Source organism: Lutibacter sp. (assembly GCF_013139515.1).
Lineage (GTDB): Bacteria > Bacteroidota > Bacteroidia > Flavobacteriales > Flavobacteriaceae > Lutibacter.
The window spans coordinates 1-17,157 of the sequence record NZ_WTAR01000155.1 but is presented as its reverse complement, the minus strand read 5'-3'; the positions used below and the strand labels follow the sequence as shown (position 1 = coordinate 17,157).

Here is a 17,157-nt window from a genome sequence, read left to right as displayed (position 1 = left end):
TTGAGATTTATTTAAATTAATTAAAATAGCTTGAGAATTAATTCTCAAGCTATTTTTTATTTTAGAAGAATAAATTATTAATTTTTCTTTGGAGTTACAGGTCCAAATTCTTGTCTTATATTAAATTTTTCAATTTTTTGAATTACATCTTTTGGATTGTCGTGTCCTTGATTTGGTATGTAAACATATATTGTACAAGGCTCACATTCTTTACCACCACATATTGGCGTAAATACAACTTGGTGTGTTCCATAACTACTAAAACTGTAATTAAATGTTTTTCCAGTTCCAGCTTGTATAACACCACTTGGACCAATTATTTCCCATTTGTAGCTTACATCACAATTTTCAGGGTTACAAACGTAATTTGGCGCTGTAAATGAATAATACATGGAAGGTTTTAATGAGATTTTACTTCCGCAGTCAACATTCTTACCTAAATTAGATTGGAAATTAATTTTTAGTTTAGGGTTTTGTGGAATTTGTTTTATATACCCTTTTACAGTTACATAATTTGTAAGCCATTCACCACAAGCACAATCTGGTTCAACTTGGCAACATTTTATGGTAAATGTGTTACTTCTACCTAAACATAAACTTTCAGAATCTTCAACAATTAACGACCAAGTTCTAGGAGGATCACAAGGAATACCAGCTGGTATTGTGTAAGTGAAAACACCCGTATTAGGTATGCCAGTTGCTAAAACTTGATAAACAGCATTATTTGTATTGTCAAATAAAGAAACATTTACAAAACCTGAAGGTGTAGAACCACTCCAATTTAATGTAATGCTATCTCCCGGACAATATATTTTTCCTTGACCAATATCTTTAATGTTTATTTCACAAGGTTCATCTTGTTGGCCAGATGTATAACAAATTATTTTTTCGCATACGTTACAATTTACATCTTTAACTCGCACTTTTAAACAGAAAGAGAATACAACATCACAACAATCTAAATTTAATGTGAGCGGATCAACAATGTTTAAATTAACACTACTGTTTAAAATTCCCGGTGAGCCAGGTAACCAAGTAAGACTACTTGTATTGTTATCACCCGCATTTAAAATTAAATTAGCTAACGTTGTGTTAGAAGTAGATAACGTTCCAAAGTTACCCATATCATCAGGCTTACAATCTGGGTTGGAATATTCAACATGATAATCAATCATAGAAATTTCAACTTCTTGTATTGGAACACTTCCACCGTTAATAGTAACATTAAAACTTCCGTTGTTTTCTTTTATTGAAGCATCAAAATCTTCAATATCACAACATTCAGTTCCACTAACACAAGCTGCAGGCGCTTCTTCACTTCCGTAGTTTGCAGTTAATTCAACACCAGTTGTAGTCATTTCAGCAGTTACAGAAACACTTTCATTACAACAGTTTCCGCCACCAGATTTAACAACCGGAATGGTAATTATAAAATTATCTCCCGGAAGAAGTTGTGTTGAAGGATCAATAGTAATTATTACATTTCCAGAAGAACTACTTGTAATTGGATTTGTAAGATCGTCTTCAATTCTAATTTGTCCGTTAATTGTAACACAATCAGGTAACATATCTGTAACAACAATGTTATCTAACGGTACACTACCATTATTTGAAACTGTAACCGTGTAATTAAACGATTGGCCGTTTTCAACAATTTCTTCATCAGCTTCTTTGTGAATTGCTAAAATACCAACCTGATCAATACTATAATTTACAGAACTGCTTAAAGTACCAGCGCCATAAGGAACTGTTGCTATATTTGTTTTTGATCCAGAAAGTTGTGGTAAAATTTCAGCTTCAAATGTAATAATTAAGAAGTTTGATCTATTAAGGTCACAAATTCCAGGCATATCTGTAATAGCCCAAGTAGGATTTTGTAAATCTACCGTATTTGCAGTAACTGAAAATGGTGGTATAATTGGATCTGGTGCACCAAAAGGAGGACTACAACTATTTTTATAACCTGCATTTTGATTAGCATAATAATCATAGGTTATAGAGCCAGGCATAATTTCTAAATTTTGAGGCGAACCTAAAGCATCAGTAATAGTTGTGTTTAAATTTCCTGAACCAGAATTTCCAACCATAATACTATATTTAATAGTATTTCCAATTTGATAAATAGGTGGAATTAATGGGTTTGGTGGATCTAAAATACATTTTTTGATTGATGGAATAGCTTTTGGTTCTTCAACAACAAAATCTACTGTAGAATCTGTATTTTGAACAGTTAAGTCTAAAGTTGGGCAACTAATTCCAGGGCAAGGGTCAATAGGAGGACCTCCTGGAGCGCCACCTGTACCTGAAGCTACGTAACTTAAATTAGCAGTATTTGAAATGGTACTACCAATGGTTGCACCACCATCAATTTGGAAATCTATATAAATTGTTTGGCAATCACTAGGGTTCAATACAAACCCTGGAGCTGCAGAAAAAGTATAAGTAGTAGGAGGAAAAGGTGGCACAATTGGACTTGATGTCCAACCAGCGGGCATTGAAATATTTGTTATAGTAATTCCCGGAATATTTAAGTTGTCGGTTATTACTAAATCTGTCCAAGGTACATTTCCATTGTTACAAACTGTTATATAATAGCGTGCATCGCAACCAGGTGTTAAGTTGGTATAATAACTGTTTGAAACCCATTTTGTAAAAGAGATAGATGCGTTTGGACTTGCCAATGGAGGTGAAGTTGCTGAAACTGAGCCTACCATTGTATCACAACCATCTCCTAAAGTAAAATTATAATCTACAATATTTGTAATGGTGCTTCCATCGGGTGAACAATTTTGTAAAGTTGCATAATAGGTATATGATCCATTATAAGTTGTTGATATATTAACTGTATATGAACTTCCACTAATAATAGGAACTGTTACCAACCCGCTTTCTAAGAAAGTTCCTGCCAATTTATAAGTTCCTAAACCGGGTCCATTTGGATTGTTATGTGTTAATTTAATTTTCCATTTTGAAGTTCCGCAGGTTAAATCTCCGGTGTAAAATTCTTTTGAAATTGACCAATAATTATCGGCTCTTGCGATAACATTTACGGAAGTTGTACATGTTGTAATTACACCTGCGCAATCTAATGTAACAGTTACATCAAAAGTTCCAATTGCACCGTTACAAGTTGTATAATTTGGAAACTTAAAAAACACATTGAAATTTTGCCCATCATTACCTGCTAATATTGGTGGAGCAGTGTTTTGGTAGGTTCCACCTCCCAAATCAGCAAAAGGAATTGCTCCTGAACTTTGAAAAACTAAGTTTGAAGATTTTGTGATAGTTACTGTTTTAACACAACCTGCATCATAAGTTCCTGGTAAAGTAATATTTAAAGCAATATTATCGCCTGTTAAAGCTTCAGTTGGTACTGATGCAGTTACCGTATCTCCGTTTAAATTACAAGTAGAAGTATTGGGTGTTGTATTTACAGCTATTTGTGAATATCCTATTGAAGTTGCCATTAAAATTACTAGCAACATATATGTTTTGAATGTATATATTTTATTTTTCATGATAGTAATTTTTATTGGTTATTAAATTCGAAGCAATGTGTAAATACACAAGATTTACAATTACTTTCTTCATAAAACACTTTTACTTTAATGCATACAGTGTAATCTATAACACAGCAACTAGGATCGAGACCAGATATTGGGCCAGGCAAGCCAATGTTTAAGTTTATTGGTATTGGGCCTGTTAATGGCGAATTACTTGTGTATTTAATATCTTTTGTAGCATTATCATTAGAACTAGCACTTCCTGATGCAGTTTCATTAAACAACTGTAATGTTGTTGAGCCATTGATTGAAGTTCCTGGCATTAAAATCATACCAGATTCTTCAATACTGCTAACGCCTTCTGTACAAGCACTAGGTGCTGCAGAATAAGTGTATGACTGTATTTGAAATTCAATTCCGTAAACGGGAACGTTTACATTAATATTTCCGTTGAAATTGAATTGATTTCCGGTTCCTTCATTTGGTGTAATATTGAAGTCATCAAATGATAGTTCAATTTCTTCACAATCATCACAAATACAACTAGGCAATTCATCAAATAATTGACTAACACCTGGTTGGCAAGTAATTGGACTTGGATCTAAATCGTCACCTTGCAATCCAAAACCTATAGAAGTTACACTTGCTGAAACAGTTACTTCAAAACAATAACTTACTGTTGAAGTAGTTGCGCCAACTTGTGAAACAAGCGTAAGGTTTGGACTTACCAATGTGTGTGATAATGTTGCATATGTTTGGTCGTAAACTGTTAATCCAGATGATGGATCTAAATAAGTTAAATCACCTGAAGTGCTTGAATACGTTACATCAAAACATATTTTAAATTTTCTATTTTCTTGTTCATATCCTAAGCATTCAATTTCTTCATTTGCAATGGTAAAATCTATTTCACAACTAGACATTGTAAAATAACTTGGATTTGAAGAGATTCTAGTTGTAGTTTCTGTAACTTTCCATCTATAATTACCATCACTTAATTTTCCGTCTTTAAAAATAGAACTTGCATTTATAGTGTTTTTTGAAGTTTTGGACGTATAAGATCGTTGAGGTTGTTGAGCTTTGCTTATTTTAGTTACTTCAATTATATAATTAGGTTTTGGTGTTTTAACACCAATTAACTTCCAAGTAAAAGCACCAATTTCATTTATATTTTTAAAATTACTATTGTTTTTTGGAAGAATATTTATAAGTTTTAATTGTTTGTCTTTTTGCTCAGCTTTTTCTTTTGAAGGATTTGTTAAAGTTATTGAAACTCTATTTTCACCAACAAGCAATGAACCTCTTTCTAATGTAATATTGCTATAAGTTGTTCTTCCTGGTTTTTTTCTCTTTACTGTAGCGTCACTGTTATTATTACCATTAGAGTTAGGGTCAACTTTAGAAGAAGTCGTGTTACTTCTACTTCCGTTATGGTCTTGAGCTTTAGTACCATTGCCTTTATCAATAACATCAGTTAATTCACCTTTATTCATTCTAGAAGTTTGCTCTTCAACTTTATCTGGTTTTTGAAAATCTAACAAACCAGTATTTTGTGATGGAGTAGATGCAGGGCTAATAGACCCAGGTGCTCTACCTCTGTTATGTTGGCCGTGTGTTTGACCACCAACACCGTCTTTTTTTGAGCTAAATGTGTAACTTAATCCAATACCAAAATTTGTAGTTTGTGGTTTTATTGTTGTTTTAATTTCATCAAAAGTTATTGAAGCAGCATCTAATTTTAAAAAATCTTCTAAATCAATTGTGCCATTTCTGTTAGTGTCTGTTATTTTTTTTTCGGTGATAGTGAAGTCATTTGAAAGTGCAGACATAAAATCTATAGTTGCAAATACACTAAAGTTATTGCTAAAATTATAGCCTAATTTAATAGCCGTTGAAACATACGAAATGTTTGAGGTTTCAGTTGTAGACGCCTCATAAATTGGAAATGCAACATCGGTATTTTCAGTATAGTTACTTTGTAAAGAAATAGGTTTAATGGATAGTATTCCTGTTCTAAGGAATAATGATGCTTGAATTTTATTAAATGAAGTTGTGTATTCAGGGCCAAAACCATAATAGGTTACTTTCCAATCTTCAGTTGCATTTGTTGTTGCAAAGCTAAGTGAATTTGTTAAACGTTCTAAATTAGCATCGGTTGAATTTGTGTATTGACCTATAGCTGCACCAAAACCAAATTTTGAAAAATAATAAGCGCCAGAAAGTTCAAAAAAGTTACCACTTTCAGCATACGCTTTATCTTTAAAACTTGCTGAAGGTGTTGAAATTCCGGAAGATAAACGAACAGTAGCGTAATCTCCAACATCTGCGCCTCTTCCAATACGTTTTGAGTCTTGAGAAATGTCAGTCCATTTTCCTATTGTTGTACCTTTTCTAATACGTTTTGAGTCTGTTGAATTACTTGTGTTAATTTCTGAAGATGCTTTTTCTTGTGAATAACTTACAATAGATAGCACAAAAAAAACAAGAAGTATTATTTTTTTCATTAGTAGATTTTTAGTTAGTAATTTATTTATGATTGTTTTAGCATATATCAATCATAATTTAATTTTGTTACCCTATTTAATAGCTTAATTATTTTTAAAGAAGCAATTACTATATTGTAACAATTGTTACAATATACAAAATAAATTTAAAATTATTTTTAAGAGGCTCTTTATAAGTGTGATAAGCCTATTGTGTGTCCTGAAATTATTAGTTAATACAAACAAAAAAATACTTAAAATTGTGTAGAGGGTCTATTAATTGTTTCTAATCTTATCTAAAAACTCGATGCGTCTTATTTTTGAAACTGGAATTTTATCATTATTAGTTAATACAATATACCCTTCATTTAAATATTCCTTAATAAAATTTAGATTAATAAAGTGAGATTTATGTACTAAGTGAAAGTTGTGTAAAGAACTTGTTTTAGTGAATTTTCCAATACTATACGAGCTTAAAATGGTTGTTTTATTTTTTAAAATAATGTTGGTGTAGCCATCAATACCTTCAAAACGAATAATGTCATCAGTTTTTATAAAACTTAACCCTTTTTGAGTAGGAATTACAATAACTGAGTTGCCATTTGAAACTAGGTTTTCTAAAAGTTGTCTGTTTTTTTCTAATGTACTTTTTTGATTGATATTCTTTAAAGCATTTTCAATAGCAGCTTTTAACTCTTCATTATCAATAGGCTTTACAATATAACCAATAGCGCAATGTTTTATGGCATCAATGGCATATTCGTTATAAGCGGTAACAAAAATGATTTCAAAATTAGGATTTTCAATTTTAGATAACACGTCAAAACCACTTAAAACGGGCATTTCAATATCTAAAAATAAAATATGTGGATGGTTTTTATTTATTTCTTCAACTGCTTTTTGAGGGTTTTGAAATTTATGAGATATACGAATGTTTGGAAAATATTTAGACACTTTTAAAGCTAAGCTTTCCATGGCATTTTTTTCGTCGTCAACAATTATTGCATGTATTGTATTACTCATTATTTTGAAAAGTTAGTTGAACAATTGTACCTGTTGAATTTTGTAACTCTTTAATAGAATACGTTATAAACCACACTTTAGATTGGTTCAGTAATTCAATTCTATTTTGAATGATTTCGCTAGATTTTGAAATGTGAGTTTTTATTGAGTTTTCTTTTATTTCTTTGGCTTTTGTGAGCCCTACACCATTGTCTGATATTTTCACTATAAAATTACTCAAAGGATCTTTCAAAAATTCAATTTTAATTAATCCTTTTCCTTCATTATGAAATAAACCGTGGTTAACTGCATTTTCAACAATGGGTTGTAAAAGCATTGTGGGAATTTTTTGTTCGTTTAATTTTAGTGTTTTATCAATGTTAAATTCATAGATAAAATCATCACCAAAACGCATTTTTTCAATTTCTAAGTAATTATTTAGTAAAGAAATTTCTTGTTCTAAAGTTATAAACTTATCTTTTGAAAAATCGAAGAATTTCCGAATCAATCTAGAAAATCGAACTAAATATTTTTCAGATAATTCAATTTCATTTTTAGTGATGTAGTATTGAATTGCGTTTAATGAATTAAATACAAAATGAGGATTCATTTGAGATCGTAGTGCATGTAATTCATATTCAGCTAATTGTTTTTGTGTGTTTAATTTTGCTGTTTTTTTAGCTAATTCTCTATTTCTAATTTTGGATAATAAAAAACCTACAAATAGGGATATTAAAAGTGTTATTCCAATTTTTGAAATGGTGTATTGATACCATAAAGGCGTTATTTTAAATGTGTAATTTTTAGTAACTCCCTGTGTTTCTAGTTCTAAATTATAGTTATTTGGTGGTAAATCTGTAAAGTTTATTGTTGTAGAGCTAGTATTAATCCAATTGTTTTGAACGGGTGATAATTTATAATTGTAATTTAATTTAGAAGTGTTTTCATCAAAATTTATACTTGAAACAGAAAACGTAACATTATTATCGTTTTTATAGTTAAAAGTTGAACTATCACTAATTATTTTTTGATTGTTATAGTTGGCGTTTTCTAAATAGATGGTTAAGAATTGTGATTTATTTTCTTGATTTTTTGGAAGTATTGCAATACCGTTATTGGTACTCGCTATAATTTTATTTTTACGAATTAAAATATCGTTAACTATATTTGATGGAAGTCCGTTATTTGAATTTATTTTTTTTATAAATTTATAAGAGTCATTAATTTTTGTGTATTTTAAAACTCCTTCATTAGTAGCCAACCAAATATTTTTATTTTCAATAAAAGCATTTTCAACCGTTAAAAATTCAGAATTAGGTAACTGAAATAGCGTGTTAAAACTGGAAATATAACTTCCAAAACCATCAGTATTTATTAAAAATTGTGAATAAGAGATTTTATTTAAAGATAAAATAGGTTTGTTAAAATGATGATTGTTTAATTTTATTTCAACTATATGGTCGTTTCTTAATTCTTTTAAACCATTATTTGTGGCAATTAATAATTGATTGTTAAACGAAAGTAAAAAATTACAACCGGCTTGTAAATATTCTTTCTCTGTAGCAAAGTTGTTGGTATTTAGCTTATTAATACCAAAAGGAAAAATGCTGTATAAATTAGTGTTGTGATAAATTAATTGAGAAGCAACGGCATTTGAAAGTTCACCTGGTTTTGTAAAGTCAATAGTTGTTAATTTTTTATTTTTTAAATAACGAAATTTATATTTTGAAGGAAAAAATACGGTGTTTAACTCTTTAATTTCTTTAACTCTAAAAGGAAATTCTTCTTCTTTTAAAAAAAGGTTAAATTTATTTGTGACTGTATCCATTTTATAAAAACCTTTGTTAAAAGCAGTTGTATAAATTGCATTATCAGTAATACTTAATCTTCCTGTTTTTTGATTGTTTAATGAATAACTACTATTTCGTTTAGAGTAAGGGAGTTTGTAAATTCCGTTTGAAAAAGTAGCAAACCAAATAGCGTTATTTTTATCAATTAAAGCAAAATGTGATTTTATTTCATTTGGGAAATAAAATGGATTTTTAATATGTAGTTTATTGTCTAAAAACCCAACAAAACCAGCTCCTGTTATTTGTAGTTTGTTGTTTATTAAATTAATACGTGCGTGTTTTACAGTTTCTAATCCAATTTCATCTTTGAATAAAAAACGTTTTAATTCTAATGTATTAAGGTTTAAAATTGAATACTCTTTTTCTGAAACCCAAGTAAATAAACTATCTGTAATTTGTCCTCTTACGGAAAGTTGTTTAAGTAAATTGTGTACAGCAATTTGTTTAATAATTGTATTTTTTTTATTAATGATATCTAAATTACTAGTGTTAACATTAAGTTGTAATTGACTTATTTTTTTATGAAAAGTTTTAACTTTATCGTTACTTGCATCAGTTGAATAATTATTGAATATAACTTTCCATTTTCCATTTATTAGTTTGTGGGTTTTTGTAGGGGAAGTTGGGTAAACGTCATTTTTAATTTGGCTAGAAAAAATAGGGTTCATTATTTCACCATCATCATTATTTTGAAATGAATACACACTGTCATTTTCTATATAGCCAAGCTCTGAAGCTTTTGATAAGTACCAAACTTTGCTATCGGGTGTTGTAAACCCTTCCCATGCATCATTATTAGGTAAACCTTGTTTTGTGGTGAACACTTTAAAAAGGTTACCATTAAATTTCACCATTCCTTTATCGGATAAAAACCAAATAAACCCTTCAGGATCTTGTAAAATGGTGTAAATATGATTGCTAGGTAAGCCATTCTCTGTTGTGTAATTGGTATATTTTTGAGCATAGGAAAAACTCCATATTAATAATGTAAAAATAATAGTAATATGGAATTTTTTATTGTTCAACCTGAAGTTTTGTTAGTTTGCAATATAATATAAAGCAAATAATTATTAATGAATTAGATTGTAAATAATATCATAAGGTATGGCTTTATTATAGCTATTGATATTTAATAGTTTATTAGTGAAAAGTATCTATTACAACACAAAATTCAACTTCTAAACCACTAGCTGTTAAATCAAAACGCATTTCATCTCCTATTGCGCTTCCTGTTCTTTGGCAAATAACATTAACATTATAAGTAGAACCATTAAAATTTAAAACCCCTGTTCCAGTACCATTTAAGGTTACTACTGTTGTGGTAAAATTAAAGTTTCCAGGATTGTTAGTTTCATAAATTTCAACTTCAGGACCATTACTTGAAGTGTTAAAAAAATCTGTAAATAAATCTGTTTCTGGAATAAGTGTTTGAGTATTGTTACTAGTGTCTAAAAAAGTAAAACCTTCATAATTACAAGCTGTTTCGTTTGGCGCATTTCCAGTGTCATTATCACAATTAATAAGTGTGAATATTACTGTAAATAATAAGAATGTTTTTAGTGATTTTTTCATTTTCATTTAATTTTAAATTGTTGTTATGTTTTTTATGAATAAAAGACCCATTGAGTGTAATTTGCTTTGATTAATTGCACTCAATGGGTTTGCGTAGTATTTTAGATTTTAAATCCCTTCATCAATAACACCATCACAATCATCATCAATACCGTTGTTCTTTTCTACAGCATACGGGTGAATTTCATCGTTTGTATCATCACAATCTAAATTATTAAAAACACCATCAGCAGCCGATTCCTGTGTTGAACCGTAGCCATCTCCGTCAGCATCAATATATCTAACATCGTCTGTGTCAGTTTCACCATTACAATTATCATCAATACCGTTGTTGAAAATTTCATCAGCTAAAGGATTTATTGCATCATTATTATCATCGCAATCTGCATCATTAGTAGAATAGTTTACTGGAGTTTCTTCTCCTAAATCTAAATCAAGAATAACAGGATTTCCAGCTCCAAAACCATCACCATCTTTATCTTGATAAAAAGTATACCCATATAAACCATTACAATCTTCATCTATAGTATTATCAGGAGTTTCAGTTGCACCAGGATATACATCTGCATTGTTATCATCACAGTCTGAATTGTCTTTTACATGGTTGGCAGGCGCATTATTATTGGTTGCATTAACCGGATTTACAGAGGAATCTCCAAGTCCATCTTGATCTGTATCAGGCCACCAATTGTAGCTATAATCATTTTCATCTCCTATACACGCAGGTCCAATTATAAGTGTGGCTACAATTAAAAGTGTTAATGGAATACCAATGTTTAAAATTATTTTTTTCATTTTTAGTTATTTTAAGATTAATTTATTTTTCGTTTTTAATTTTAGATAAAAGAAGGAAGCTGTTATTAATATGAGTATTGCTATAAATTGAGAATGAGATACGTAATTATCTATAATGTAACCTCGGTTGTCGCCTCTAAAAAGTTCTAATATGGGTCTTGCAATTGCATACATTCCAATATAAAGTAAGAATAATTGCCCTTTAAATTGTTGGTGTTTTTTTATGAAAAGAAGTACTATGGCCAACAGAATTAAAGCTGAAGCTTCATACAGTTGTGTTGGATGTACAGCTATATTATTTGTTGTTGGGAAAATCAACCCGAAAATACTGTTTGTTGGTTTACCGTAACAACAGCCAGCATTAAAACAGCCAATTCTACCAATACTATGTGCAATAATGGTTGTTATTGCTAAAATATCTAGCATTGGTAAAATGGGAATTTTGTATTTCTTTAAATACAAAATTACAATAGGAATAATGGTTACAAATGAACCGTAGAAAACAAAACCGCCAGAAAAATTATTGAGCATTAAGTGAGGATTATTCCAAAAAAATAGAGGTTTTTCTAAATAGTAGAATAATTTTCCACCAACAAAACCGGCTATAAATATTAAATAGAAAAAATTGTTTGATAATGTGATAGTACCTAACTCGTTTTTTGTTCTCCACTTTGTATAAAGTGAAGCTATTAGCGTACCTAGAACTATGCAAAAAGCATACGTGTAAATTGTAACTTGTTGTGAGCTAAATGGGAATTCGAAATGAAAAAGTTGTGGGTACATGTGGGTTTGTTATTATTAATAACAAACCTAAGAAGTGAAGATCTTAAAAAAAATAGTGATTAGGTAAAGTAACCACTTGATTAGATAAAGTAGAAGTAATTATGCTTTTTAAATTATAAATCCGGATAAAAAAATACTGTATTGTTAAATTTAACAATACAGTATTTTCAAAAATTATTTTTGAATAGTTTAATTTTTAACCAAATGATATTTTGATTTAAGTTTTAATTCACTTAGAACATTTAAAGCTTCTTCAACATACATATCTTTCTTTAAATTTTTATGCCAAGCAACACGTTTTTCAGCTAAATCTTTATCCGCTTCTATTAAAGGTTGCTCGTAAAGAGGTGATGTATAAGTTAATTTTGTTGAATAATCTCTAATAGTTTTATATTTTAACGATTCATTTTCATGAGCTTTTAAATCGTTTTTATATGCATCTAAATTTAAATAAATTAATGTGTCATCTTGAGCTTTTTTTAGCCATTTAGCATTTTGATCTATTAACTTAAAATAACTGTTGTTTGCTATTCGTTTTTTACTATTATGAATTGCTTGATCAAAATTTTCGTAATTATTCCAAAGATTATATGTTGCTTGCGGCACTTTATCAAACTTTAAAGGATTTTCTAAATCACGTTCACCAATATTCATATATGTATATCTATCTGGCAACATAATATCAGAATGTACACCTTCTAATTGTGTAGAACCACCATTAATTCTATAAAATTTTTGAATAGTCATTTTTAAAGCTCCAATATCTTCATCTAAATTATGATATCTGTTAAGGTTTAAAACGCTTTGAACAGTTCCTTTACCATAGGTTTGTTTTCCACCAATTATAATTGCTCTCCCATAATCTTGCATTGCAGCTGCAAATATTTCTGAAGCTGAAGCAGATAATTCGTTTACTAACACTACTAAAGGTTTATCCCATTGAATTTTAGGGTCTTTATCTTTTTTAATGTCAGCATCTCGGTCTCTGTATTTCACTTGCACAACAGGTCCTTTATTAATAAATAAGCCTGAAATTTCAATAGCAGTTTGTAAAGAACCACCACCGTTATTTCTTAAATCTAAAACCAAACCTTCAATATTTTCACTTTTTAAACGTTCAATTTCTTGAGCCATATCTGTAGCTGAATTTCTGAAGTTTTTCTCATCAAAATCAATATAAAATTTTGGTAAGTTTATAATTCCAAATTTTTTACCATCCTTTTTTACCACACTTGATTTTACGAAGGTTTCTTCTAATTCAACAATATCTCTTATAATTGAAATTACTTTAATTGTACCATCCAGTTTTTTAAGTGTAAGCTTAACTTCAGTACCTTTTTTTCCTTTAATATATTCAATAGCATCATCTAAGCGCATACCAACAATATCAATTGGTTCTTCATTTTTCTGAGCCACTTTAATAATAAAATCTCCAACTTCTAATTCACCTTGTTTCCAAGCTGGCCCTCCTGAAATTAGCTCAATTACTTTGGTATAATCATTTTTCTTTTGAAGTCTTGCACCAATACCTTCCAATTTACCCGCCATTGAAATATCAAACCTTTTTTTAACAATAGGATCAAAATATGTTGTGTGCGGGTCAAATTCTTCAGTTATGCTATTGATATACGAAGAAAACCAATCAGAATATGTTAGTTCTTCAATACGTTGAAACGATTCAGTTAAATTACTTAGAGTAGTTTTACGAGCACCTTTTTCTAACTCTTTAAACGATTTTACAACGTAGTTTTCGTCTTCTTTCTTTTTATCTTCTTCAATAATTAATTTATCATGAAGTTTAGATAAGGTTGTGAATTTTAGTTGTTTATGCCATATTTTTTTAAGCTCACTTTTGTTTTTACTATAAAGAGATGTTTCATAATCAACATTGTATGTCTCATCTAAATTAAAGTTAAATGGTTTTGTTAATACTTCTTGAAAATATGGTTTTGAGTCCTTCATTCTTAAAACAAGACGATCATAAACTAAAAAGAAAAACGTTAAATCTTCATTGTTAATTTGATCATCAATTTTTGTTTTATAGTTAGAAAATTCATCAATGTCTGATTGTAAGAAATAGCGTTTAGAAGGATCTAAGCTTTCTAAAAACCGATGATATACATTTTCTGAAAATTCATCATTAATTTGATGTGGTTCATAATGACCTTGCGTTAAAACATATTTTAAAATAGTTATTAGAACTTTATCTTTAGGGTCTGTATTTGCTTTTAAGTGAAAGCTAGTAAATAAACTTACAACAAAAAGTATTGGTAATATTAGTTTTCGGGTCATCATCTGTCTTATCAATTTAATAATTATGTAGTTTGTTACTAACTAAAATAATGCCATTATTTGAGTTAGGTGTCTAATTTAACTTTTTTTTATTATTTAAGTTGCAATCGTAGTTGATTTCATAACAACTTATAATTTAATTACTACAATAATAACAAAATAAAGATTTAAACTTCTTTACAAAATGTTAAAATTTAATTTGTGGTAAGCAAATAAAATAGCCTAAATTTGATGCTTAATTTTATGAACATGAGTAAAAGACCTTTGATTTTAGTTAGCAATGATGATGGCATTACTGCACCTGGTATTAGAACTTTAATTTCAGTGATGAATGAAATTGGTGACGTTGTTGTTGTGGCTCCCGATAGCCCACAAAGTGGAATGGGCCACGCAGTTACTATTGATGATACGTTGTATTGTAATGAAATAAAAGTTGATAAAGGTCCGCAAGTTGAATATAAATCTTCAGGAACACCTGCAGATTGTGTGAAATTAGCTGTTAGTGAAATTTTAGATAGAAAGCCAGATTTATGTGTTTCAGGAATTAATCACGGTTCAAATTCATCAATTAATGTAATTTATTCAGGAACTATGAGTGCAGCTGTTGAAGCTGGTGTTGAAGGGATTCCTGCCATTGGTTTTTCGTTATTAGATTATTCTTGGAATGCCAATTTTGAACCTTTAAAAGAGCATATAAAAAAAATAGCGTTAAATGTATTGGAAAATGGTTTGCCAGATGGTGTTGTTTTAAATGTAAATTTTCCTAAAAGTAGTACCTTTAAGGGAATTAAAATTTGTAGACAAGCACGTGCAAATTGGGTTGAAGAATTTGATAAAAGAACAAACCCGCAAGGTAAGGTGTATTATTGGCTAACAGGTAAATTTGTAAATATGGATAAAGGTGAAGATACTGATGAATGGGCTTTGGCAAATAATTATATTTCTTTGGTTCCTGTTCAGTTTGATTTAACTGCGCATCATTTTATTCATAAATTAAACAATTGGAATTTATAATTATTTAACTATTATGAAAAGTTTAAACATAAAAAAAGAACTTCTAATTGGGTTTTTAGTTGCTTTAATAGCAACAACATTTGGTTGTTTTGTGTTTGTTGAATTCTTTTCAAGTTTTAATTTTTATAAAAGTCTTGAATTAATACAAGAGGTAAATTTAGAAGCTAGAGTTTTAGTGTTAGGTGCAATTGCCAATTTTTTTGTCTTTTTTATCTTTTTAAAGAAAAAACAAATTTATAGAGCTAGAGGTGTTTTGTTAGAAACATTTTTAGTAGCATTAATTGTCTTTTTTTTAACCTTATTTTCTTTTTAATTTTACAAAATGAAACGAGCCCAACAAATTTTGAAACATAAAGAAATGATTAATAGTGAACAGCATCTGTTAGCACTAAAAAATAAAATTTAAACAGATGAAGTATTATATAATTTCAGGAGAAGCTTCAGGTGATTTACATGGCTCAAATTTAATGAAAGCATTAGTTGAAAAAGATTCAAATGCTGAAATTAGATTTTGGGGAGGAGATTTAATGCAAGAAGTTGGAGGTACATTGGTAAAACATTATCGCGAGTTAGCATTTATGGGATTTGCTGAAGTTTTACTAAATATTAGAACAATTTTTAGAAATATTAAATACTGTAAAAAAGATATTATAGAATTTAAACCAGACGTTTTAATTTTAATAGATTACCCTGGTTTTAATATGCGAATTGCTGAATTTGCTAAAAAAGAAGGAATTAAAGTTCACTATTATATTTCACCACAAATTTGGGCTTGGAAAGAAAATCGTATTCATAAAATTAAAAGAGATGTTGATGAAATGTCTGTTATTTTACCTTTTGAAAAAGATTTTTACGAACAAAAACACAACTTCCCAGTACATTTTGTTGGGCATCCTTTAATTGATGCAATTGCAAATAGAAAGCAAGTTGGTATTGAAGCTTTTAATAAAGAATATAATTTATCTAACAAGCCAATTATAGCCTTATTACCAGGAAGTAGAAAGCAAGAAATTAAAAAAATGCTTTCAATTATGTTAAAAATGGCTGATAAATTTCAAGAGTATCAATTTGTGATTGCTGGTGCTCCTAGTCAAGATTTTGAGTTTTACAAACAGTTTATGAATCAAGAAAATGTAAAATTTATTAGTAATAAAACCTATGATTTATTATCCGTTTCTTATGCTGCAATTGTAACTTCCGGTACCGCTACTTTAGAAACAGCGTTGTTTAAAGTTCCTGAAATTGTTTGTTATAAAACAAGTTGGGTTTCTTACCAAATAGGAAAACGTTTAATAGATTTAAAATACATTTCGTTGGTAAACTTAATTATGGATAAAGAAGTTGTGAAAGAATTAATTCAAAATGAGTTTAACGAAAAAAACTTAGAACAAGAACTTCATAAAATACTTGATACTGCAAAACGATCAGAAATGTTTTCAAATTACTTTGATTTAGAAAAAAAATTAGGAGGAAAAGGCGCTTCTAAAAAAGTAGCTGAACTAATTGTGAAATAGAAAAACCTATAAATTTTACATATAAAAAAACAGCTTCAAAATTTAATTCTGAAGCTGTTTTTATCATTATTAATTATTACTTAATAACAATTCTTTTATTCGCAAATTCCCTCTAATGTATCTTCAATATCACCAGGTGTGCTCATAATTTTCATAAAAGTTCCCATAGTTAGCTCTGGCCAATGTAATGCTATTCTATATTTTCCGTGAAGCATTGTTGCTGTTTTTCCTTGTAATATAATTTCATAAGGTAAAGCGGCCACATGAGATTCTCCAATTTTTGGTAAAAATACTGATTCACCATCTTCTTTGCTTTGTAAACCAACTCCAAATACAGCTACTTTTTCGT

Annotated in this window: 11 protein-coding genes and 1 pseudogene; 3 read left to right on the top strand and 9 right to left on the bottom strand. The window is 29.3% G+C overall.

The annotated features are described in order from the left end of the window. Positions 1 to 77 precede the first annotated feature (77 nt). From GQ540_RS13075 to GQ540_RS13040, 8 genes are all read right to left on the bottom strand, one after another. A complete protein-coding gene (locus GQ540_RS13075; protein WP_291801903.1) occupies positions 78 to 3,518 on the bottom strand; it encodes a hypothetical protein in 3,441 nt (1,146 codons plus the stop codon). 11 nt (positions 3,519 to 3,529) lie between these two features. Continuing rightward, entirely contained in the window at positions 3,530 to 6,007 is a 2,478-nt protein-coding gene (locus GQ540_RS13070; RefSeq protein ID WP_291801901.1) for a hypothetical protein, read from the bottom strand. A gap of 255 nt (positions 6,008 to 6,262) precedes the next feature. Then, complete coding sequence (locus GQ540_RS13065; protein WP_291801898.1) at positions 6,263 to 7,009, bottom strand: response regulator; 747 nt, start codon at positions 7,007 to 7,009, stop codon at positions 6,263 to 6,265. Further along, positions 7,002 to 9,863 carry a histidine kinase gene (locus GQ540_RS13060; protein WP_291801897.1) on the bottom strand — a complete coding sequence of 954 codons (2,862 nt, stop codon included), beginning with the start codon at positions 9,861 to 9,863 and terminating at the stop codon, positions 7,002 to 7,004. Before GQ540_RS13060 ends, GQ540_RS13065 begins: the two co-directional genes overlap by 8 nt. Before the next feature lie 115 nt (positions 9,864 to 9,978). Next, a complete protein-coding gene (locus tag GQ540_RS13055) occupies positions 9,979 to 10,410 on the bottom strand; it encodes a hypothetical protein (protein WP_291801895.1) in 432 nt (143 codons plus the stop codon). A 108-nt stretch (positions 10,411 to 10,518) separates the two neighbouring features. Then, positions 10,519 to 11,205 (bottom strand): putative metal-binding motif-containing protein, encoded by a 687-nt coding sequence (locus GQ540_RS13050; protein WP_291801893.1) that lies wholly within the window; start codon positions 11,203 to 11,205, stop codon positions 10,519 to 10,521. A 6-nt stretch (positions 11,206 to 11,211) separates the two neighbouring features. Then, on the bottom strand, positions 11,212 to 11,988 hold the full coding sequence (locus GQ540_RS13045) for a prolipoprotein diacylglyceryl transferase (protein ID WP_291801890.1): 777 nt from the start codon (positions 11,986 to 11,988) through the stop codon (positions 11,212 to 11,214). A 189-nt stretch (positions 11,989 to 12,177) separates the two neighbouring features. Next, positions 12,178 to 14,283: a carboxy terminal-processing peptidase gene (locus GQ540_RS13040; RefSeq protein ID WP_291801887.1), complete on the bottom strand. Its 2,106-nt coding sequence runs from the start codon at positions 14,281 to 14,283 to the stop codon at positions 12,178 to 12,180. Between the two features lie 246 nt (positions 14,284 to 14,529). On the opposite strand from GQ540_RS13040, the gene surE reads away from it, so the two are divergent. From surE to lpxB, 3 genes are all read left to right on the top strand, one after another. Beyond that, positions 14,530 to 15,294, top strand: a complete 765-nt coding sequence (gene surE, locus GQ540_RS13035) for a 5'/3'-nucleotidase SurE (RefSeq protein ID WP_291801885.1) — start codon at positions 14,530 to 14,532, stop codon at positions 15,292 to 15,294. Between the two features lie 13 nt (positions 15,295 to 15,307). Next, entirely contained in the window at positions 15,308 to 15,607 is a 300-nt protein-coding gene (locus GQ540_RS13030) for a hypothetical protein (RefSeq protein ID WP_291801882.1), read from the top strand. Positions 15,608 to 15,704: 97 nt separating this feature from the next. After that, the gene (gene lpxB / locus GQ540_RS13025; protein WP_291801879.1) at positions 15,705 to 16,808 is read left to right on the top strand and encodes a lipid-A-disaccharide synthase; all 1,104 of its coding nucleotides are present in this window, start codon (positions 15,705 to 15,707) and stop codon (positions 16,806 to 16,808) included. A gap of 95 nt (positions 16,809 to 16,903) precedes the next feature. On the opposite strand, the pseudogene GQ540_RS13020 reads toward lpxB, so the two are convergent. Beyond that, positions 16,904 to 17,157 (bottom strand): annotated as a pseudogene (locus tag GQ540_RS13020) (hypothetical protein); the annotation flags it as partial.